An 18876-nucleotide genomic window follows, 5' to 3' on the forward strand; every position below is an offset into this window, starting at 1 on the left:
GCCGCCGTCCGGCCACGGGGGCGCGTCCGGCCGTCAGTACGCCGGCACGCGGTTGAACCGCTCCGTGACGTGGAGGTCGGCCTCGATGCCCGAGACCGCGGCCGCCAGCTCCGGCAGCACCTCCGTCACACAGGCCTCCCGCGACCTGCGGCTGGCGTGCAGGGCCACGTTCACGGCGGCGACGACACGGCGCGCGCGGTCGCGGACCGGCATCGCGATGGACCGCAGGCCCTCCTCCAGCTCCTCGTCGACCAGCGCGTACCCGGCGCGGCCCACCCGCTCGATCACGGTCTCGAGTGCGGCGCGGTCCGTCACCGTGTACGGGGTGAGGGCGCGCAGTTCCGTACCGGCGAGGCGGGCGGCGCGGTCCTTGGCCGGAAGGCCCGCGAGCAGCACCCGGCCCATGGAGGTCGCGTACGCGGGGAAGCGGGTGCCCAGGGTGATGTGGACGTTCATGATGCGGCTGGTCTCCACCCGGCCGGTGTACTGCACCTCGTCGCCGACGAGGACCGCGAGCGACGTGGACTCCCGCACCCGCGCGGCCAGTTCGGCCAGACGGGGCTGCGCGATGCGGGTGAGCGTGGTCCGCGACAGCGGCGCGAAGCCCAGCGACAGGACCCGCGGCGTCAGCCGGAACTCCCGGCCCTCCACCGCGACACAGCCCAGATGCTCCAGGGTGATCAGCGCCCGCCGCGCGGTGGCGCGGGCGAGACCCGTGGCCTCGGCGACCGCCGTGAGCGACAGCGCGGACCGGCCCTCGCCGAACGCCGTCAGCACCGTGAGCCCGCGCGCCAGCGACTCCACGAAGCCGCGGCCCAGCTCCTGCTTGGACGCACCCGTCCAGGAGGCGAGCCCGGCCGGCGCCGCCGCGACCGGCTCCGGCGCGTCCCGCAGCTCCCGCTCCATCTCGGAGGCCGCGGCGCGCAGCCGGGGCAGCAGCGTCTCGCGCAGCGAGCCGGCGTCGTGCCGGCTGGTGTGGCTCGCCGCGCTCACCACGCACGCGATCCGCCCGTCCGGCCCACGCACCGGCACGGCGAGCGCCACAAGACCCGGCTCGACGCCTTGGTCGTCCACCGCCCAGCCCCGCGCCCGCGCCTCGGCGACCCGCTCCTCGAAATCCGCTCCGGCACGAGCGCGCTCGTCACCGGGCCGGGCCGCCCGGCGTCCCTCGCGCCACCGCGCCCAGGTCGGTTCGTTCCACTCGGAGGCGAACAAAACCCCGGGCGCGGTCCGTTCGGCGGGCAGCAGATCGCCGATCCGGAAGCTCACCGACATCGCCCGGCGCCGCGTCGACTGCCGCACCAGCCGCAGACCGTCGCCGTCCGCCACGGCGAGCGACACCGACTCGTCCAGCTCGTCGGCGAGCGCGTCCACCCGCCCGCCGAGCAGATCGGGCAGCCGTACGGACGCGAGGTAGGCGTTGCCGAGCTCGAGCAGCCGGGGCGCGAGGACCACGTCACGGCCCTCGAGGCGCACGTATCCCATCCGGGCCAGCGTGCCCGTGATCCGGTCGACCGTGGCCCGCGCGAGCCCGGTCGACCGCTCCAGCTCGACGACCGCCGTCCGCCCGCCCGCCTCGCTCAGCCGCGCCAGCACCCCGACGCCGCGCAGCAACGGGGCGACGGCCTCGGGCGGCGCGGCGGCGAAGGTGTCGTGGGCGAAGAACTCAGGGGCTGAGGGCATCGGCTCTCCGGTCGGGGAGTACGCGGGTCGCGGAGCGGGCACGGCGGCACCGCCGGCCTCCCGAATCCGAGTGTAGTGAAGCTTTCTTCACTGTGCGAACAAACCCCGGGGCGACGTCGACGGCCGCGTGGCCATTGAGCGGCCCGGCCGGCCTGAGCGCCCGGTTCGACGCCACACCGCTTCGGCCCGCCGCACCCGTTCGCCGCGGCGCGGCCCGACCCGGCGGGGCGCGTTACGCCTCCACCAGGACGACCTCCAGGCGGCGCGGCCCGTGCACGCCCTCCACCCGGTCGAGCTCGATGTCACTGGTGGCCGACGGGCCCGAGATCCAGGTCAGCGGCCGTGCCGGGTCCAGCCGGGGCAGCGCGAGCGGCACCGACGCCACCACCTGCGCCGGTGCCCGTACGACGCACACGTGCAGATCCGGTACGAGGGTGAGCGCGCGCCGTCCCTGGCCCGGGCCGCCGTCGAGCACGATGGTCCCGGTCTCCGCGACGGCCACGGCGCACCCGGTCACCACGGCGTCCGTCCCGTCCAGCCGACGGGGCGTCAAGGAGCCGTCGTCGGGCCGCAGTTCGACGCCTTCGCCCAGGCCCGACAGCCACTCCCGCGGCAGTCCCGGCGGCACGGCGACGCTGCGCGCGCCGTGCCCGGCGAGCACCCGGGCGACCAGGCCCGCGAGGCCCCCGGCGCCGGTGCGGTGCACGACGGCCCGGTAGTCGGCCAGGTTCTCGTGCAGCAGCGCGAGCAGCGCGTCCGGGTCGTCGGGCGCGTGCCGCTCCCGATAGTGCCGCTCGGGCTCGGCCGCCTCGGGCGCGCCGGCGACGGCGGCCCGGATCCGGGCCAGGATCCGTTCGCGCGAGGAGGTGCGGGGCGCGTTCATGTGCGGTTCTTCCTCCACCAGTCGCGGAACGACTCGGCCGGCACCTCCGGCAGGTCACGGCTCCCGGTCCAGGCACCCGCGCCCGGTGGCCTCTTCGGGTGCAGCGCGCGGGTGCGGCCGGCGAGCCGCTCCGCCGCGGCGAGCACCGCGGGCCGGTCGAGCACCCACCCGGCGGTCTTCATCGCCGCCCGTTCGAGCCGGTGGCCGGGTCCGCCCTGCCCCGCGACCCGCTCGCGCAGATGCACCAGCACCTCGGGGATGTCGATGGCGACCGGGCACACCTCGTAACACGCCCCGCACAACGACGAGGCGTACGGCAGCGAGGCGTCGATCTCGCTCGCCGTACCGCGCAGCTGGGGCGTGAGGATGGCGCCGATCGGCCCGGGATAGACCGAGCCGTAGGCGTGACCGCCGGCCCGCTCGTACACCGGGCAGACGTTGAGGCAGGCCGAGCAGCGGATGCAGCGCAGCGCCTGACGGCCGGTGGCGTCGGCGAGGACGTCGGTGCGGCCCGCGTCGAGCAGCACCAGATGGAAGTCCTTCGGCCCGTCCCCGTCGGTGGTGCCGGTCCACATCGAGGTGTACGGGTTCATCCGCTCGGCGGTCGAGGAACGGGGCAGGGTCTGCAGGAACACCTCCAGGTCCCGCCAGGTGGGCACGACCTTCTCGATCCCGACGACCGAGATCAGCGTCTCGGGAAGGGTGAGGCACATCCGTCCGTTGCCCTCGGACTCGACCACGACGAGCGTGCCGGTCTCGGCGACCATGAAGTTGGCGCCCGAGATGCCGACCTTGGCGCGCAGGAACTTCTCGCGGAGGTGGAGCCGGGCGGTCTCGGCGAGTTCGGCGGGCGTGTCGGTCAGGTCGTCGGGGGCCGGGCGGCCCCATTTCCTCATCTCGGAGCGGAAGACATCCCGGATCTCGCCCCGGTTGCGGTGGATCGCCGGCACGAGGATGTGCGAGGGCCGGTCGTCGCCCAACTGGACGATGAGCTCGGCCAGATCGGTCTCGTAGGCGCGGATGCCCTCGGCCGCCAGGGCCTCGTTGAGCCCGATCTCCTGGGTCGCCATGGACTTGACCTTGACGACCTCGGTCTCGCCGGTCGCCTTGACGAGGCCGGCGACGATCCGGTTGGCCTCGTCCGCGTCCGCCGCCCAGTGCACGGTGCCGCCCGCGGCGGTCACCGCTTCCTCCAACCGCACCAGATAGCGGTCGAGATGACGCAGCGTGTGGTCCTTGATGCGCCGCCCGGCCTCCCGCAGCTCGGCCCAGTCGGCGAGCTCGGCGACGGCCCGGGCCCGCTTGTCGCGGATGGTGTGCGTGGCGTGCCGGAGGTTCCCTCGCAGCCGCTCGTCGCGCACGGCGTCGTGCGCGGCCTTCGGGAACGCCGGCATGCCGAGGAACGTGCCGCTCACGCCAAGGGCTCCTCTTCCGTGCTCGCCAGGATCTCCGCGAGGTGCACCGGCCGCAGCTCCGGCAGCACCTTCATCCGGCTCATCGTGCCACCCAGGTGCATCAGACACGAGTTGTCCGCCCCGCACAGGACCTCCGCGCCCGTCGACACGGCGCTGCGCACCTTGTCGGCGCCCATGGCCGCCGACACGTCCGCGTTCTTCACCGCGAAGGTGCCGCCGAAGCCGCAGCACTCCTCGGCCCCGGGCAGCTCCAGGAGCTCCAGGCCCTTGACGGCCCCGAGCAGCCGGCGCGGCCGGTCACCGAGCCCGAGCAGCCGCAGCCCGTGACAGGACGGGTGGTAGGTGACCCGGTGCGGGAAGTACGCGCCGACGTCGGTCACGCCGAGCACGTCGACCAGGAACTCCGTCAGCTCGTACGTCCGCGGCCCGAGTTCGGCCGCCTCGGCGCCGAAGCGCCCGTAGTGGCCGCGGATCATCGCGGCGCACGAACCGGAGGGCGTGACCACGTACTCGTATCCCTCGAAGGCCCGCACCGTGCGCCGCACCAGGGGAGCGGTCTCGGCGCGGTAGCCGGTGTTGAACTGCGGCTGACCGCAGCAGGTCTGCGCGGCGGGGAAGTCGACGCTCACGCCGAGGCGTTCGAGCAGCCGGACGGTCGCCACTCCCGTCGCCGGGTACAGGGCGTCGTTGACGCAGGTGACGAACAGGGCCACGCGCATCTGCGGGTTCCTCCGGTTCCTCGGGAAGCTGCGGGTCAGGGACGGGGCCAGGGCCGCCCGTCGAGTCGTTCGACGTCCCGGTTGAAGCGTTCCAGGGCGGCGGCGAAGTCCGCCACCTCCTGCGGCGTCCAGTCGGCGAGCACCCGCTCGAGACCCTGGACGTTGAAGGCGCGGTCGGCGTCGAGGCGCCGCTCGCCCTCCTCGGTGATGCGGAACTTACGGGCGATGCCGCCGTCCGGGTCGGGGATCCGCTCGACGACGCCGGCGCGCAGCATCGCCGCGGTCTGCCGGTTGAGCGTGGAGGCGTCCAGGCCGAAGGCCTCGGTGAGCTGGCTGATGGACATCGGCCCGTCCATGCGGATCCGGCTGAGCAGCACGTACGCGCTCCGGTCGAGGTTGCCGCCGGCCGCCCGCGAGCGCGGGGCGTGGAGCAGCGAGTGCCGCCCGAGGAGCATGGTCTCGAACTCGATCAGATGCGTGGGCTTGTCCATCTCCCCAGGATATGCAGCCTGCATCGCTTGTGCATGATGCACATCATGTGTACGTTGCACATCTCTTGCCACAGCCGAACCCGGGAGACGCCATGCCCGCCGCCACCGCACCAGCCGCCAGCCGACCCGGAGGCGCCGGCGCCGGCGGCATCGTCGGCGTCCTCGCCCTCGCCGGCATCGTCGCCGCCCTCATGCAGACGCTCGTCGTCCCGCTCATCGGCGACCTCCCGGCCCTCCTCGGCACCACCCCGTCCAACGCCTCCTGGGTCGTCACCGCCACCCTGCTCGCCGCCGCCGTCGCCACACCCGTCGCCGGCCGCCTCGGCGACATGTACGGCAAGCGCCGGCTGCTCCTCGCCTCCACCGTCCCGCTCGTCGCCGGCTCCGTGCTCTGCGCCGTCTCCGGCTCCGTCGCCCCGATGGTCGCCGGCCGCGGCCTCCAGGGTCTCGGCATGGGCGTCGTACCGCTCGGCATCAGCCTCCTGCGCGACGTCCTGCCACCCGAGAAGCTCGGCTCCTCCATCGCCCTGATGAGCGCCTCCATGGGCGTCGGCGGCGCCCTCGGCCTGCCCTTCTCCGCCGCCGTCGCCGAACACGCCAGCTGGCGCGTGCTCTTCTGGGTCGCCGCCGGCCTCAGCCTGCTCGTCGGCGTCCTCGTCGCCGCCCTCGTGCCCACCGGACAGGTCACCGCCGTCGCCGGCCGCTTCGACGCCCTCGGCGCCGCCGGCCTCGGCGCCGGACTCGTCGCCCTCCTCCTCGCCGTCTCCAAGGGCTCCGCCTGGGGCTGGACCAGCGCCACCACCCTCGGCCTCCTGGCCGGCGCGGCCGTCGTCCTGCTCGCCTGGGGCCTGTGGGAACTGCGCACCCGCGACCCGCTCGTCGACCTGCGCACCACCGCCCGCCCGCAGGTCCTCATGACCAACCTCGCCTCGGTCCTGGTCGGCTTCGCGATGTACGCCCAGTCGCTCGTCGTTCCCCAGCTCCTCCAGCTCCCTGAGGCCACCGGCTACGGCCTGGGCCAGTCGATGATGGCCATGGGCCTGTGGATGGCTCCCGCCGGGCTGATGATGATGGCCCTCGCCCCGCTCGGCGCCAAGCTCTCCGCCGCCCGCGGCCCCAAGGTCACCCTCGCCGTCGGCAGCCTCGTCATCGCCGCCGGCTACGTCTCCTCGCTGCTCCTCATGGGCTCCACCTGGGGCCTGCTCGCCGTCACCCTCGTCTGCAACACCGGTGTCGGCCTCGCGTACGGGGCGATGCCCGCCCTCGTCATGGGCGCCGTGCCGCAGCACGAGACCGCCTCCGCCAACAGCTTCAACACGCTCATGCGCTCCATCGGCAGCTCCGTCTCGGCCGCCGTCATCGGCGTCGTCCTGGCCCAGCTGACCACCGACCTCGGCGGCCACGTGCTGCCCTCCGAGAACGGCTTCCGCGTCGCCCTGCTGATCGGCGGCGGAGTCGGCCTCGCCGCCGCGGCCGTCGCCTCGCTCATCCCCGTACGGCCCCTGCCGGAGCCCGGCCGGACGCAGGCGCAGGCGCAGGCGCAGGCGGAGGTGCCGTCGCCGCAGCCGCAGCCGCATGGCGAGCCCGCACCGGCGGCGGGAACCGAGACCACGGCCTGACACCCGCGCGCCGGCCTCCAGAGCCGCGCGGGCGGCTGGTCGGCGGGGCGGCAGGGCGGCTGGTCGGCGGGCGGCCCGCCCGGCCGACGCCCGCTAGGAGCGGCGGCGCGGCTTTCCGGAGCGGCCGCTCCGGGGCGCCGCGCCACCGCCGGTCCGGCGCCCGCCGCCCGGCTTCTGCCCCTGCTTCGGGCTCTGCTTCGGCTTCTCCGAACGGCCGCCCTTCGCGGCCTTCGCGCTCTTCGCCGCCTTCGCGGCCCGGTCCGCGTTCGGCGTCCTCTCGTCCGGCCGCCGTCCCCGCGAACTGTTCACGGTCCGGCCCCGCACGATCCCGATGAAGTCCTCCACCAGATCGGTGGTGGCCTCCTCCGGCCACGACAGCGCCACCTGCGACTGCGGCGTACCCGTGATCGTCCGGTACGTGAGGTCCTTGCGGTGGTAGAGCCGGGCCAGCGACTGCGGCACGACCAGGAGCCCGATCCCGGCCGCCACCAGCTCGATCGCGTCCGCCGTCGTCGCCGGCCGCTCGAACGCCGGAAGGCCGGGCGGCCCGTCCCAGTCCAGCGTGTCGTCCAGCGGATGCAGCACGATGTCCTCGGCGATGTCCTCGACGGTCACCTCGTCCGCCGCCGCCACCAGGTGGTCCTTGGGGACCACGACGACCGTCGTCTCCGTGTACAGCGGGATCGCGCTGAGGTCCGTACGGTCCACCGGAAGCCGTACGAATCCGGCGTCGGCCGCCCGCTCGCGCAGCAGCCCCGCGGCCTCGGCCGCCTCGACCTGGACGAGCTCCAGCGGCACGTCGGGCAGTCGCTCCTGCCAGATCCGCACCCACTTCGAGGGCGTCACGCCCGGCACGTACGCCAGCCGGAAGGAGGGGGCGGGCGAAGGGGCGGGGGAGGAGGATGCGTCCGAGCCTGTCACCAGGCCAGATTACCGGCCGTGGTCGGCGAGGGCGCACCTGACCGATATTCTTGTCTGTATGACGCAGCACCAGACCGCCCAGACGATGAAGCCCGCCACCGCGGCGAAGAAGCTGGGTGTGTACCTCGACGCCACTCCCGCCGACTTCCGTGAGGGTGTCGTCTCCCGCGCCGAGCTCAACGCCCTCCAGACCGACCCGCCCGAGTGGCTGCGCGAGCTGCGCCGCAACGGCCCGCACCCGCGCCCGGTCGTCGCCGCCAAGCTGGGCGTCTCCATCTCCGGTCTCGCCCGCGGCGGCGTCACGGAGGCCCTCACCACCGAGCAGATCGAGGCCCTCAAGGCCGAGAACCCGGAGTGGCTCCAGAAGGAGCGCGAGACGCAGGCCGAGGTGCGCAAGGAGACCGTCCGCATCAAGGAGAAGCGCGCCGAGAAGGCCGCCCGGGACGCCGAGCGCGACTGACCTCCTCCCACGGGCCGGCCGCCCCGTGCCCGCCCCGTGCCCGCGGCCCCGGACACCGGCCCGTCGTCGCAGGCCCTCGCCGTAATTCGCGTGCGGCCGTCGCGCCGGCGATGGTGCAATCGCCGGATGCGACGCGACACCGACATCCCGACCCTGGTCGACCGCGGGCGGTTCACCCACGCGGTCACTCCCTGGGAGCAGGACGCCTGGCGTGAGGCCGCCCTCGGCTGGGCGGAGCGCGGGCTCGCCCGCCACGGTCTGCGGGAGACCGGCCCGCGCGAGGCGCGGATCCGGCCCTGGTCGGTCATCGTCCGCTTCCGCACCGGCCCGGGCGCGCGGGACGCCGCCTGGTTCAAGGCCAGCGCGCCGGACGCCGGCTTCGAGGCGGCGCTCGGCGGCGCGCTCGCCGACTGGGTCCCCGAACACGTCATGACACCGCTCGCGGTCGAGCCCGACCGCGGCTGGTCCCTGCTGCCCGACGGCGGCCCGCTCTTCAGGGACGTCCTCGACACCGGCGGCGCCGGCCCCGAGGACTGGCTCACGGCGGTCGGCCAATACGCGCGGATGCAGCGCGCCCTCACTCCGTACACCGACCGCATGACGGACCTTGGCGTGCCCAGCGGCCGGACCCGCCACCTGCCGGAGATCTTCGACGGACTCGTGGCGGACAACCCGACCCTCGCCCCCGACACCCGCCGCGCCCTGCGCGCCGCGCGCCCGCGACTGCTCGACTGGTGCGCGGAGCTCGACGCCTTCGGCATACCCGACTCGCTCGACCACTGCGACCTGCACGACGCGCAGCTCCTCGCGCCGCGCCCGGGCCGCTTCACCTTCTTCGACTGGGGCGACGCGGCCGTCTCCCACCCGTTCACCAGCCTCCTCGTCCCGGCCCGCGCCGTCCTCGAACGCCACGGTCCCGAGACCGTGACCGCGGTCCGCGACGGCTACCTGGAGCCCTGGCACGACCTCGGCATCCCGCTCGCGGACCTGCGCCGCGCGGCGACCCTCGCCGTCCGCCTCGCCTCGCTGGGCCGCGCGGTCTCCTGGTTCCGCCTCTTCCCCGGCACTCCGGCCGACGACTGCCACGAGGCGAGCGCCTACTGGGTCGAGGCCCTCTTCGCCGAACCGGACCTCCTCTAGGGGTGTCTCGCCGAGCGCGACCGGCGTCAACGAGGCGCGGACACCGGCGTGAGGACCACCGTCCCGAACCGCAGCCGATCCCGGTCGAGACGCCACCCGAGCGCACCGGCCAGCTCGTCGAGGCCCTCGAGCCCCAGCCCGCGGTAGGCGCTGACGGGAAGCCAGATCGTCCCGTCCGGGCCCTGGGGACCTCGCGCGACGGCCCGCCGCAGGGCGAAGCCCGCACGCTCCCGCCACTCCTCGGGCGTGCCGCTCAGCTCCAGCCGGTACTGGCGCCGGGACAGGAACACGCCGTCACCGTACGGATCCTTCGGCACACCCTTCGGCGTGCCGCCGAACAGCGGTGCCGCGAGGCCGGCACCGGCGAAGAGCGCCGCGATCACGCCCACGGCGAGACCTACGGGAAGATAGATCCACTGCAGGGAGAACTGGCACCGCAGCCCCCAGACCGAGCGCGGCGGCAACGGTCCGTACGCGATCCCACCCGCTGTCCTCGCGCGCGAGCCCCCGCCCATGAACAGCCCCCCGTATTCCACCCCGGCCTACTCCCGCCTCCGTGCATCATGGCGTGGATCCGGCAGGTCTGTCACGACGAAGACGGGGCCGCGTCCCTTCCGTGTCCCGCCCGGGGCACGGAAGCGTTCGCCCCCCCGTCTCGTTCCAGGAGGACACATGCAAAGCGGTGAAGTCTGGTGGGTCGACTTCGACGAGCGACGCCCGGTCGTGCTGCTCTCGGCCGAGGAGCCGTCCGGCTTCCAGGCGATGCAGGTCGTTGCCGCGGCGCGCGTCGACATCAGCGGCCTGGGCTTGGAAGTGGCCCTGGGAGCCCCGGAAGTGACGGCTGCCAGGATCAGCGAGACGAAAGATGCCCGCCGTCTCGGAGGACGCGCGTAGCGGAGGCCTGAGGCGCGGCGGTACGGCGGGCGGCGTAGATCGTCTGCCCCAGGGCGAGGACGCTCAGGCCGAACATCAGCACGCCCAGGGGCACATGCAGCGCGGCCACGCGCGCGATGCCGATCACCACCTGCACCGAGGCGAGCACCAGGAAGCCCGAGGCGTACAGGATGGGCCGCGGACTCCCGCCGCCCGGCCGCCAGGCCAGGATCGCGGCCAGCACGTACAGCATCGACGCCCCGTACATCACGCGCGCGCCGACGCCGTGCAGCGTCTCGCCGTACGAGGTCGACAGCAGCAGCCCGGCGGTGGTCGCCTGGAGGAAGAGCGTCAGGGTCTGCAACGCGACGGCGACCGTGAGGAACGTGTGGGTGCGCCGGGTGCTCGTGATCGGTCCGGACATGAAGTCCTCCGCGTCTCTGCCGTGGGTACGGGCCGGGCGGTGTGCCGGTCCGCGTCACAGCTGAGACCGGACAGCCCCGCCGGATGTGACAACCACGAGCCCGCCCGCGGAGAGACGTGGGTCACATGCCCGTGCGGGCGATCAGATGCAGCAGCCGGGCGGTGTGCTTGTGCGGCGCGCGCCCGGCCGTCGCGATCTCGAGCCGCTCCAGGCGCGCGTAGTAGTCCGGGTCGTGCTTGACCGTGTCGTCGGGGATGTAGTCGCAGAACACCCGGATCCCGTAGTGGTGCACCTCGGCGCAGCCCAACGCGCGGAGCGTGGCGGTGAGTTCCTCGGCGGTGTGCAGCCGCAGCTCGGTGTCGAACAGGTCGGTGCGCACATGGTCGGCGTCGAGCGCCGCGAGCACGGCGTCGGGATCCATCGTCCGCACCGCCGCCCGCAGCGGCTCGGAGTGCCGGTTCATGGCGATGACCGACACGATCCCGCCCGCCCTCGCCGCGCCCAGCGCCACCCGGAGCGTCGCCCGGGCGTCCGGCGAGTAGGGCAACACGCCGTGGCAGAGCACCACGTCGAAAGCGCCGTCCGTCAACTCCATCGGCAGCGCCGCGATGTCGGCCTCCACACAGGTGATCCGGTCGGCCACGCCCGCCGCGGCGGCACGCCGAGCCGCCGTCTCCAGCATCGCCGGCGCGTAGTCGACGACGGTGACGTGGTGGCCGCGCCCGGCGAGCCGTACCGCGTCGCCGCCGTCCCCGCCGCCGAGATCGAGCACCCGCAGCGGCCCGGCGCCCACCGCGTCGAGGTGCCGCGCCAGACCGGCCTCGGCCACCGCGTACCGTAGCCGTCCCCACGGCGCCTCCTGCCAGTCCTGCCACGCGGCGACGGCGGTGTCGAAGGTCCGGGCCTGCTCTTCGCGTTCGATCATGTGCCGACCCTACGGCTGTCCGAGGGCGCCCGGGCGTACGGGTCGCGGCGGGGCCCGCCTCATCCGGTGCCGAGCGGGCCTGGGACGGACGCGCGGAGGGCGTGGGTGAGGGCGGTGATCGCGGGGTGGGGGCCGGCGCCGCTGCGGAAGGCGATCCGGGTCCGCCGTCGCACCGGCAGCGTCGTGAGGCACACGCCGGGCGGCGGGTCCGTCGCGCCCAACTGCGGTACGACGGCCACGCCCTGGCCCGCCGCGACGAAGGCCAGCACGGTCGCGAACTCTTCCACCTGGTGCCGTACCCGGGGCACGAATCCGGCCGCGCGGCACATCTGCTCGGTCACCGCCCGGCAGAGCGTCTCCGGCGCGGCCATGATCCACGGCTCCTCCGTCCACCGGGCGAGCGGAGCCAGCGTCTCCAGGCGCTCGGGTGCGGGGACGGCGGCCCGCGCGGACGACGCCAGATACATCGCCTCCTCGCACAACTCCTCGGCCGCAAGCCCGGGTTCGAGCGGCGCCGGCACCAGGTCGTAGTCGTGGATCAGGGCCACGTCCAGGTCGCCCGCGCGCAGCGCGTGCGCCACACCTGCCGGATCCGTCTCCGCGACCATCGGCTCCAGCGCGGGATGCCGCTCCGCGAGGATCCCGAGCGCTCCCGGCACGATCGTGCGGGTCGCGGTCGGAAACGCTCCGATGCGCAGCGGCCCGGCCGGGCCGTGCCGCGCCTCGGCCAGCTCGGCCGAGGCCCGCTCGAGCCGCTCCAGGACCGCCTCCGCGTGCCGCACCAGGTTCTGTCCGGCCGGCGTCAGCCGCACGCCGCGCCCCGACCGTTCGAGCAGCGCCACTCCCGCCTCCCGTTCCAGCGTCCCGAGTTGCTGCGAGACGGCGGAGGGAGTGAAGGACAGGGCCTCCGCCACGGCGGCGATGGTGCCGCGCAGGGCCAGTTCGCGCAGCAGGCGCAGACGTCGCACATCGAGCATCAGCTCAGCTTACGGGTGTCGTCAAAAAAGCGAACTGGACCTGAGGGTTGGACCACGCGCACCCTCGATCGCATGACACCGCACTCCCTCCCGCACGGGATCCACGTCCCGCTCGTCACGCCGTTCGCCCGCGACGGCCGACCCGACCTCGACGCCCTCGAAGGCCTCGCGCACTCCGTCCTCGACGACGGCGCCGCCGGGCTCGTCGCGCTCGGCACCACCGGCGAGGCCGGCGCGCTCGATCCCGACGAGCGCCGGGCCGTCGTCGACACCTGCGCCCGGGTCTGCCGGGAACGCGCGGCGCCGCTCGTCGTCGGAGCGGGCGGCGGCGGCACCGCCCAGGTCGCCCGGGAACTCGCCGAGCTCGGCCGACGGCCCGAGGCCGCCGCGGCCCTGGTCACCGTCCCCGCCTTCGTACGGCCCTCGCAGGACAGCGTGGTCGCCCACTTCGCCCGGCTCGCCGCCGACAGCCCCGTACCGCTGATCGTCTACCACATTCCGTACCGCACCGGCCGCACGCTCGACGCCGCCACCCTGCGCGCCATCGGCGGCCTCCCGGGCGTCGCCGGCGTCAAGTACGCGGCGGGCGGCATCGACCAGGACACCGTCGCCCTGCTCGGCGACCTGCCCGCCGACTTCGCGGTGTTCGCCGGGGACGACGTCTTCGTCTCGCCGCTGCTCGCCCTCGGCGCGGCCGGCGGCATCCTCGCCTCGGCCCATCTGGCCACGGGCCGGTTCGCCCGGCTCGCCGACGCCTGGCGGGCCGGCGAGGCGCCCCGCGCCCGCGCGCTCGGCCACCGGCTCGCCCGGCTCTCCGCGCTCCTGTTCGCCGAGCCCAACCCGGCCGTCGTCAAGGGCGTCCTCCACGCCCAGGGCCGCATCCCCACCCCGGACGTCCGGCTGCCGCTGCTCCCGGCCGCCGAGGAGTCGGTGACGGCGGCCCTGAAGGAGCTGGCGGCGGTGGAGGCGGCGGAGGCCGAGGAGTAGGCCCGGAGGCGCGGTGGCGCGGGCGGGGCGGCGCCTACCTCGGCCGGCCGGGCGGGCGGGGGAGGGGAGCGGGGCGGGGCGCCGGGTCAGCCGAGCGGGCCGGCGGCAGCACGACCGCGTCGGCTACCACGACTACGAGGGCGTCGCCCTCAACCTCGACGAACAGCGCCGCATCGTCAGCGACATGGGCCCGCACCCGGCCCTGATCCTGCGCAACCACGGCCTCCTGACGGTCGGCAGGACCGCGGCCCAGGCCTTCCTGCGCATGTACTACCTGGAGCGCGCCTGCGAGATCCAGGTCACCGCCCAGGCCGGCGGAGGCCCGCTGGTGATCCCGCCCGCCGACGTCTGCGAGCGCACCGCCCGCCGACGCCCCGGCCGGCCAGGACGCCGTACGCGACGCCTCCCAGGACGGGTCCCACGACGAGTCCCAGGACGACTTCCAGGACGACGACGCCTACGACCTGGCCTGGGCGGCGATGCTGCGCCTGCTCGACCGGACCTGCCCCGACTACAAGGACTGACCCGGGACGCCGCAGCCGGCGGCCTCCCCGATTCCCGATTGCCGCCCCGCCCGCGTCCCTGCGATCCTCTCGCGGTGCCGCGGCACCGTGCGGCGAGGACGGGGAGCGGGGGACTCTTGAGCGTGAACGAGACGGGCGAAGGCCCGGATCCGGTCTGGCTGGTGGCCGCGAACGTCGTGGCCTGGCGCCGCAGCGGCGTCGCGGGAGCGCGGCTGCTGCCCGGGACGAAGAGCTTCAAGGGCGGAAGCAAGGTGTACGTGGCCCGGGTGCACTGGGGTCCGGGCGGCGACCGGCTCACGGTGGTCGGCCGCGAACGGCACACCAGCCGGTGGATCGTCATCGACACCGCCACCCGCCATCTCCACAGCTTCCGCCCCAAGCTCGTCCACACCCCGCGCGTCCTCGCCCGGCTGAACGAACTGCGCCACCACGGCCGCGGTTTCGGAGCCGACGAAGCGGTCACCGTCTCGGCGACATTGGAGGACTACGCCCGCCGGTACCGGTCCGAGGTCTCGCCGCACAGCCCGCACCCGGACCACTGCCTGTGCCACGCCTGCCTGGCCGGCGAGGCCGCCATGCCGCCCGTGCCGCGGATCCTGTGATGCCGCAGGCGCTCACCGCGGCTGCTGCTCGGCGATCACCGCCCAGTCGTCCGCTGCCCGGCCGTCGGCGATCGCCTGGTCGAACACGCCCCTGAGCACTTCGCCGAACGGCAGGGAGACCGCCTGGCCGGCCGCCGCGTCGAGGGCGAGGTGGAGGTCCTTGCGTCCGAGCGCCGTGGTGAACCCGGCCGGCTGGTAGCTCCGCTGCGCGATCATCGACCCGTATCCGGCGTAGACGGGTCCGGGAAAGAGCGTCGAGGCCAGCAGTTCGACGAACTGGCCCGGGTCGGCGCCGGCCGCGTCGGCGACACTGACCGCCTCCCCGAGCGACTGGATCGCGCAGGCGATCAGGTAGTTGCCCAGGATTTTCGCGGTGTTGGCCTGTTCGGGCAGCTCGCCCAGGCGCCAGGTGCGGGATCCGATCACGTCGAAGAACGGCTGGACCCGGTCGATGAGTTCGGGCTCTCCTGCGGCGAGGACGTTCAGTGCCCCGGCCTCCGCGACGCCGACCCGGCCGAACACCGGCGCGGCGACGTAGCCGATCCCGTGCGCGGCGTGCGCCTGCGCGGCACGGCGGGCCAGTGCGACGCTCACCGTGGCCATGTTGACGTGGACCGCCCCGCGCCGGGCCTCGCCGAGGACCGTGGAGTCCAGGAAGACCTCGGCGACGGACGCGTCGTCGGACAGGACCGAGAACACCACCGGGCACTGGAGGGCCTCCGCGACAGAGGCGACCGGGAGAGCGCCGGCCTCCGCGAGCTCTTCCGCGGGCCCCGCCGAGCGGTTCCACACCACTGTCTCGTGGCCTGCCCGCACCAGATTGCGCGCGATCGCCCGCCCCATGCCGCCCAGACCGATGACGGAAACCTCGCTCATCGCACACCCTCCACCCTGCGAACCGTCCAAGACGGTTCATTGTGGCGCGGGCCGAGGCCCGTGTCGAACCGGCTAAGCTGGTTCAAGGAGTCCACGAGGGTGCGGCAGGAGGTGACCGTGGAGGCCCGTCGACGGTTCCGGCTGGACAACGAGGTGCTGGCCTTCCGCTTCACCGCCACGATGAGCGACCGGGCGAGCGCGGCGCCCCGGGAGCGGCTCTCCGGTCACGATCGACTGAAGCTCTGGCTGCAGGCCGTCGGGCTGGGCGTCCCCGACGTCTCACCCGCCGAGCTTCAGGACGCGCTCAGCCTGAGGGAAGCGATCTACCGTGCCGGGCTGGCCGTCGCCACCACCCGGCGACCCGCTCCGGAGGACGCGACGATCCTGAACAGGGCCGCGACCGCCGGGCGGGCGAGGCCCGCCCTCGAGAACGGGCTCGCGGTCTGGCGCCTCAGCACGGAAGCACCGGTAGCGGACGCGCTCGGCGTGCTTGCCGCCGACGCCGTCCACGTACTCGGAGGCCCCGACCGCGACCGGATCAAGGCATGTGAAGGGCCCGGCTGCGCCGGCCTGTTCCTCGACACCAGTCGCGGCGCGAACCGCCGCTGGTGCTCGATGAACACCTGCGGCAACCGGGTCAAGAAGGCCCGCCTCGCCCACAAGTGACCGACCGCGGGAAACCGGCCCCGACCCGTCCGCCGGCGCCTCGCGTTCGATTCATGGGCGGCTCGCCGGCCGCTGACAGCGACAACTAGGCTGCGCGGATGGACCGACCGACCGACGTCCCCGCGAGCGCCGCCCCGTCCCTCCCCTCCGCCCCGACCGCCTCGCCTGCTTCGCCCGTCTCGCCCGCGGATCCGCCGCCGGTGAACGACTACGACGCCTTCGCCGAGGCGTACGCGGCGGAGACCGAGCACAGCCTCGTCAACGCGTACTACGAGCGGCCCGCGATGACCGCCCTCGCCGGAGACGTGACGGGCCGTCGCATCCTGGACGCCGGCTGCGGATCGGGCCCGTTGTTGGAGGACTGGGGCTCGATCCTGGCCGAACTACGGCGCGTGCTCAGGCCGGGCGGCCGGCTGATCGCGTCGGTGGACCATCCCTTCGTGGCCTACACGTTCGCGACCCGGCCGCCCGTGAACTCTTCCCCGACGACTTCCAGGCCCTCGCGACGCAACCCTGCTTGTGGCCGCGGGCCACGAGGACTGAAGCTCCGCGCATCCGATCCCGGCCCGGCAATCCCTGCCGATGCCGTCGATCTTTGCTCTACCGTGAGAACTCCGCACGCATCCCAGGGGATCACCGCATGGGCCACGACGACAGGAACCTGAAGGGCTGACCTCTACCGTGGAGCAACTGACGGGGGAGGACCCCGCACACATAGGCCCGTACCGCCTGATCGCCCGCCTCGGAGCGGGCGGGATGGGCCTGGTCTATCTGGGCCGTTCCGACCTCGGCCGTACCGTCGCCGTCAAGGTCGTCCAGGCCGAGCACGCCCAGCACCCCGAGTTCCGCAGGCGGTTCGCCCGCGAGGTGGCCGCGGCCCGGCAGGTGGGCGGAGCCTGGACCGCCGACGTCCTGGACGCCGACACCGAGGCCGCCGTGCCGTGGGTGGCGACCCAGTACATCCCCGGGCCCGACCTGACCACCGTCGTGGCCCAGGACTTCGGTCCGCTGCCCGAGTACTCCGTCCGCACCCTGGCCAACCGTCTCGCGCTCGCCTTGCGGGCCGTGCACGAGGCGGGTCTGATTCATCGTGATCTCAAGCCGTCCAACGTGCTGGTCACCGTCGACGGCCCGCGCGTCATCGACTTCGGCATCGCGCGGGCGATGGACAGCCTGACCGGCGACAGCCTCCACACCCGCACCGGCATGCTGATCGGTTCGCCCGGTTTCATGTCGCCCGAGCAGGTCCGCGGCCTCGAACTCACCCCGGCCTCGGACGTGTTCTGCCTCGGTGCCGTGCTCGTCTACGCGGCGACCGGGCGGATGCTCTTCGGCGCCACGGACACGGGCCTGAACGCCCACCTCTTCCGTATCGCCGAGGAGGAGGCGGACCTCACCGGCGTACCCGAGTCCCTGCTCGACCTCGTGCGCGGCTGTCTGGAGAAGGACCCGGCCCGCCGGCCCACCCCTCACGAAGTGGCCGAGCGCACGGCGACCGACCAGGCCGAGGAGTGGCTGCCGGGCGCCGTCCTCGCCCAACTCGGCCGCCGCGCCGCCCATCTCCTGGACTACACCCCCGCCCGGCCGGATCCCCGCGCCCAACCTATCCCGCCGACGCCGACGCCGACGCCGACGCCAACGCCGACCCCAACACCCGCGCCGCCCGCATACGTCCCGACGGCACCGGCGTACGCCGGGGCCGGCGCCGGCGACGGCCCCGGCGTCGCAGCGCCTCCGACACCGCCGGCCGGAGTCTGGAGCGCACCCACGTCCCCGGCCGGCCTCCCTGACCCCGAGATCGCTCCCTCCCGACGCCGGTGGGCCCTGCCGGCGCTCGCCCTGGCCCAGCTGCTCGTGCTGTTCGACGCGACGTTCACCGACATGGCGATGAGGTGGAAAGGCGCCGAGTGGGACCTGGGGCTCTCCTCCCACGGAGTGCAGGTGACGTCCACCGTCTACCTCCAGGTGATGCCCGTCGCGTACGCGCTGGCCTTCGTCGCCCTGCTGCCGTTCGGCGCCCGGATCGCCGGCCGCTTCGGCCGCAAGAGGACGCTGACCGTCGGCCTGGCGGGCTTCGCGGTGGCCGCCGCCCTCGGCGGCATGGCGCAGAGTTCCGGCGTCTGGATCGCGGGCCGCGTTCTCATGGGCGCCTTCGCCGCGCTGGTCTCCTCGTCCGCACCGGCGCTCGTGGCCACGTCCTTCCCCGACGCCCCGCAACGCCGCAAGGCCTTCGGCAGCTACGTCGCGATCGCGGCCGTCGGCCCGGCGCTCGGCTGGCTGGCGGGATTGCTGCTTTCCGAGAGCTTGCCCTGGCGTTGGTGCCTGTTCCTCCTGGTTCCCTTCGCCGTGGTCGCCGCGATCGCGACGGCGGCCCTGGCACACGACCGGCCGGGCAGCGCCGGAGCCGGCCTTGACGGGCGGGGCGTGCTGCTCGGAGCCCTTGGCGTCGCCGGTGTCAGCGGAGCCGTTCCGTACGTCACGGGCTACGACATCCTGCTGCTGACCGCCGGCGTCCTGCTCGCGGTCTTCGTGTGGTGGCAGACCAGGACGACCGACGCCCTCGCGTCGCCGTCCGGCGTCACGGCGCAGGCACCCGTCGGCTACGTCGTCGCGACGGCCCTGGCCAATCTCGGCGCGGGCGTCCTGGTCATCGGCATGGGCTACTTCCCTTACTGAGGATTTTCGGCACCC

Annotated in this window: 19 protein-coding genes and 2 pseudogenes; 10 read left to right on the forward strand and 11 right to left on the reverse strand. The window is 74.1% G+C overall.

Translation table 11 applies throughout. From position 1 onward, the window contains the following. Positions 1-33 precede the first annotated feature (33 nt). The 5 genes from ACIGO8_RS12805 to ACIGO8_RS12825 all read right to left on the reverse strand — a co-directional run bounded on the left by ACIGO8_RS12805 (position 34) and on the right by ACIGO8_RS12825 (position 5191). Positions 34-1683 carry an IclR family transcriptional regulator C-terminal domain-containing protein gene (locus ACIGO8_RS12805; RefSeq protein ID WP_399728239.1) on the reverse strand — a complete coding sequence of 550 codons (1650 nt, stop codon included), beginning with the start codon at positions 1681-1683 and terminating at the stop codon, positions 34-36. Between the two features lie 232 nt (positions 1684-1915). Then, positions 1916-2566 (reverse strand): lactate utilization protein C, encoded by a 651-nt coding sequence (locus ACIGO8_RS12810; RefSeq protein WP_399728241.1) that lies wholly within the window; start codon positions 2564-2566, stop codon positions 1916-1918. Then, on the reverse strand, positions 2563-3981 hold the full coding sequence (locus ACIGO8_RS12815; RefSeq protein WP_399728244.1) for a lactate utilization protein B: 1419 nt from the start codon (positions 3979-3981) through the stop codon (positions 2563-2565). Before ACIGO8_RS12815 ends, ACIGO8_RS12810 begins: the two co-directional genes overlap by 4 nt. Further along, a complete protein-coding gene (locus ACIGO8_RS12820; RefSeq protein ID WP_399728247.1) occupies positions 3978-4700 on the reverse strand; it encodes a (Fe-S)-binding protein in 723 nt (240 codons plus the stop codon). Before ACIGO8_RS12820 ends, ACIGO8_RS12815 begins: the two co-directional genes overlap by 4 nt. Positions 4701-4735: 35 nt before the next feature. Continuing rightward, complete coding sequence (locus ACIGO8_RS12825) at positions 4736-5191, reverse strand: MarR family winged helix-turn-helix transcriptional regulator (protein ID WP_399728249.1); 456 nt, start codon at positions 5189-5191, stop codon at positions 4736-4738. 92 nt (positions 5192-5283) lie between these two features. Here ACIGO8_RS12825 and ACIGO8_RS12830 point away from each other — a divergent pair, with 92 nt between their 5' ends. Then, on the forward strand, positions 5284-6810 hold the full coding sequence (locus tag ACIGO8_RS12830) for an MFS transporter (protein WP_399728252.1): 1527 nt from the start codon (positions 5284-5286) through the stop codon (positions 6808-6810). 93 nt (positions 6811-6903) lie between these two features. Here ACIGO8_RS12830 and ACIGO8_RS12835 read toward each other — a convergent pair whose 3' ends face one another. Further along, positions 6904-7731 (reverse strand): LysR family substrate-binding domain-containing protein, encoded by an 828-nt coding sequence (locus ACIGO8_RS12835; RefSeq protein WP_399728255.1) that lies wholly within the window; start codon positions 7729-7731, stop codon positions 6904-6906. 58 nt (positions 7732-7789) lie between these two features. Between ACIGO8_RS12835 and ACIGO8_RS12840 the strand changes: the two genes are divergently transcribed. Then, positions 7790-8191, forward strand: a complete 402-nt coding sequence (locus tag ACIGO8_RS12840; protein ID WP_399728258.1) for a DUF5997 family protein — start codon at positions 7790-7792, stop codon at positions 8189-8191. A 126-nt stretch (positions 8192-8317) separates the two neighbouring features. Further along, on the forward strand, positions 8318-9331 hold the full coding sequence (locus ACIGO8_RS12845; protein ID WP_399728261.1) for an aminoglycoside phosphotransferase family protein: 1014 nt from the start codon (positions 8318-8320) through the stop codon (positions 9329-9331). A 26-nt stretch (positions 9332-9357) separates the two neighbouring features. Here the strand turns inward: ACIGO8_RS12845 and ACIGO8_RS12850 are convergent, their stop codons facing one another. Further along, positions 9358-9720 carry a hypothetical protein gene (locus tag ACIGO8_RS12850; RefSeq protein WP_399728263.1) on the reverse strand — a complete coding sequence of 121 codons (363 nt, stop codon included), beginning with the start codon at positions 9718-9720 and terminating at the stop codon, positions 9358-9360. Between the two features lie 283 nt (positions 9721-10003). On the opposite strand from ACIGO8_RS12850, the pseudogene ACIGO8_RS12855 reads away from it, so the two are divergent. Next, positions 10004-10165 (forward strand): annotated as a pseudogene (locus ACIGO8_RS12855) (type II toxin-antitoxin system PemK/MazF family toxin); the annotation flags it as partial. Between the two features lie 16 nt (positions 10166-10181). On the opposite strand, the gene ACIGO8_RS12860 reads toward ACIGO8_RS12855, so the two are convergent. The 3 genes from ACIGO8_RS12860 to ACIGO8_RS12870 all read right to left on the reverse strand — a co-directional run bounded on the left by ACIGO8_RS12860 (position 10182) and on the right by ACIGO8_RS12870 (position 12530). Continuing rightward, on the reverse strand, positions 10182-10628 hold the full coding sequence (locus tag ACIGO8_RS12860; RefSeq protein WP_399728267.1) for a hypothetical protein: 447 nt from the start codon (positions 10626-10628) through the stop codon (positions 10182-10184). Between the two features lie 121 nt (positions 10629-10749). Continuing rightward, on the reverse strand, positions 10750-11553 hold the full coding sequence (locus ACIGO8_RS12865) for a methyltransferase domain-containing protein (protein WP_399728270.1): 804 nt from the start codon (positions 11551-11553) through the stop codon (positions 10750-10752). A 59-nt stretch (positions 11554-11612) separates the two neighbouring features. Next, positions 11613-12530 (reverse strand): LysR substrate-binding domain-containing protein, encoded by a 918-nt coding sequence (locus ACIGO8_RS12870; RefSeq protein WP_399728273.1) that lies wholly within the window; start codon positions 12528-12530, stop codon positions 11613-11615. A 72-nt stretch (positions 12531-12602) separates the two neighbouring features. On the opposite strand from ACIGO8_RS12870, the gene ACIGO8_RS12875 reads away from it, so the two are divergent. From ACIGO8_RS12875 to ACIGO8_RS12885, 3 genes and pseudogenes are all read left to right on the forward strand, one after another. Next, positions 12603-13517 carry a dihydrodipicolinate synthase family protein gene (locus tag ACIGO8_RS12875; RefSeq protein ID WP_399728277.1) on the forward strand — a complete coding sequence of 305 codons (915 nt, stop codon included), beginning with the start codon at positions 12603-12605 and terminating at the stop codon, positions 13515-13517. Positions 13518-13530: 13 nt separating this feature from the next. After that, a pseudogene (locus ACIGO8_RS12880) lies at positions 13531-13758 on the forward strand (class II aldolase/adducin family protein); the annotation flags it as partial. Between the two features lie 405 nt (positions 13759-14163). After that, on the forward strand, positions 14164-14643 hold the full coding sequence (locus ACIGO8_RS12885; RefSeq protein WP_399728553.1) for a hypothetical protein: 480 nt from the start codon (positions 14164-14166) through the stop codon (positions 14641-14643). A gap of 12 nt (positions 14644-14655) precedes the next feature. On the opposite strand, the gene ACIGO8_RS12890 is transcribed toward ACIGO8_RS12885, so the two are convergent. Further along, complete coding sequence (locus ACIGO8_RS12890; RefSeq protein WP_399728280.1) at positions 14656-15519, reverse strand: NAD(P)-dependent oxidoreductase; 864 nt, start codon at positions 15517-15519, stop codon at positions 14656-14658. A 99-nt stretch (positions 15520-15618) separates the two neighbouring features. Between ACIGO8_RS12890 and ACIGO8_RS12895 the strand changes: the two genes are divergently transcribed. The 3 genes from ACIGO8_RS12895 (at position 15619) to ACIGO8_RS12905 (ending at position 18861) form a co-directional block, all read left to right on the forward strand. Then, positions 15619-16185, forward strand: a complete 567-nt coding sequence (locus ACIGO8_RS12895) for a CGNR zinc finger domain-containing protein (protein ID WP_399728283.1) — start codon at positions 15619-15621, stop codon at positions 16183-16185. Between the two features lie 200 nt (positions 16186-16385). After that, positions 16386-16850 carry a hypothetical protein gene (locus ACIGO8_RS12900; protein ID WP_399728286.1) on the forward strand — a complete coding sequence of 155 codons (465 nt, stop codon included), beginning with the start codon at positions 16386-16388 and terminating at the stop codon, positions 16848-16850. Positions 16851-16866: 16 nt separating this feature from the next. Next, positions 16867-18861 carry a bifunctional serine/threonine protein kinase/MFS transporter gene (locus ACIGO8_RS12905; protein WP_399728289.1) on the forward strand — a complete coding sequence of 665 codons (1995 nt, stop codon included), beginning with the start codon at positions 16867-16869 and terminating at the stop codon, positions 18859-18861. Positions 18862-18876: the final 15 nt, after the last annotated feature.

This window comes from Streptomyces sp. NPDC053493 (genome assembly GCF_044544825.1).
In the GTDB taxonomy this organism is placed as follows: domain Bacteria; phylum Actinomycetota; class Actinomycetes; order Streptomycetales; family Streptomycetaceae; genus Streptomyces.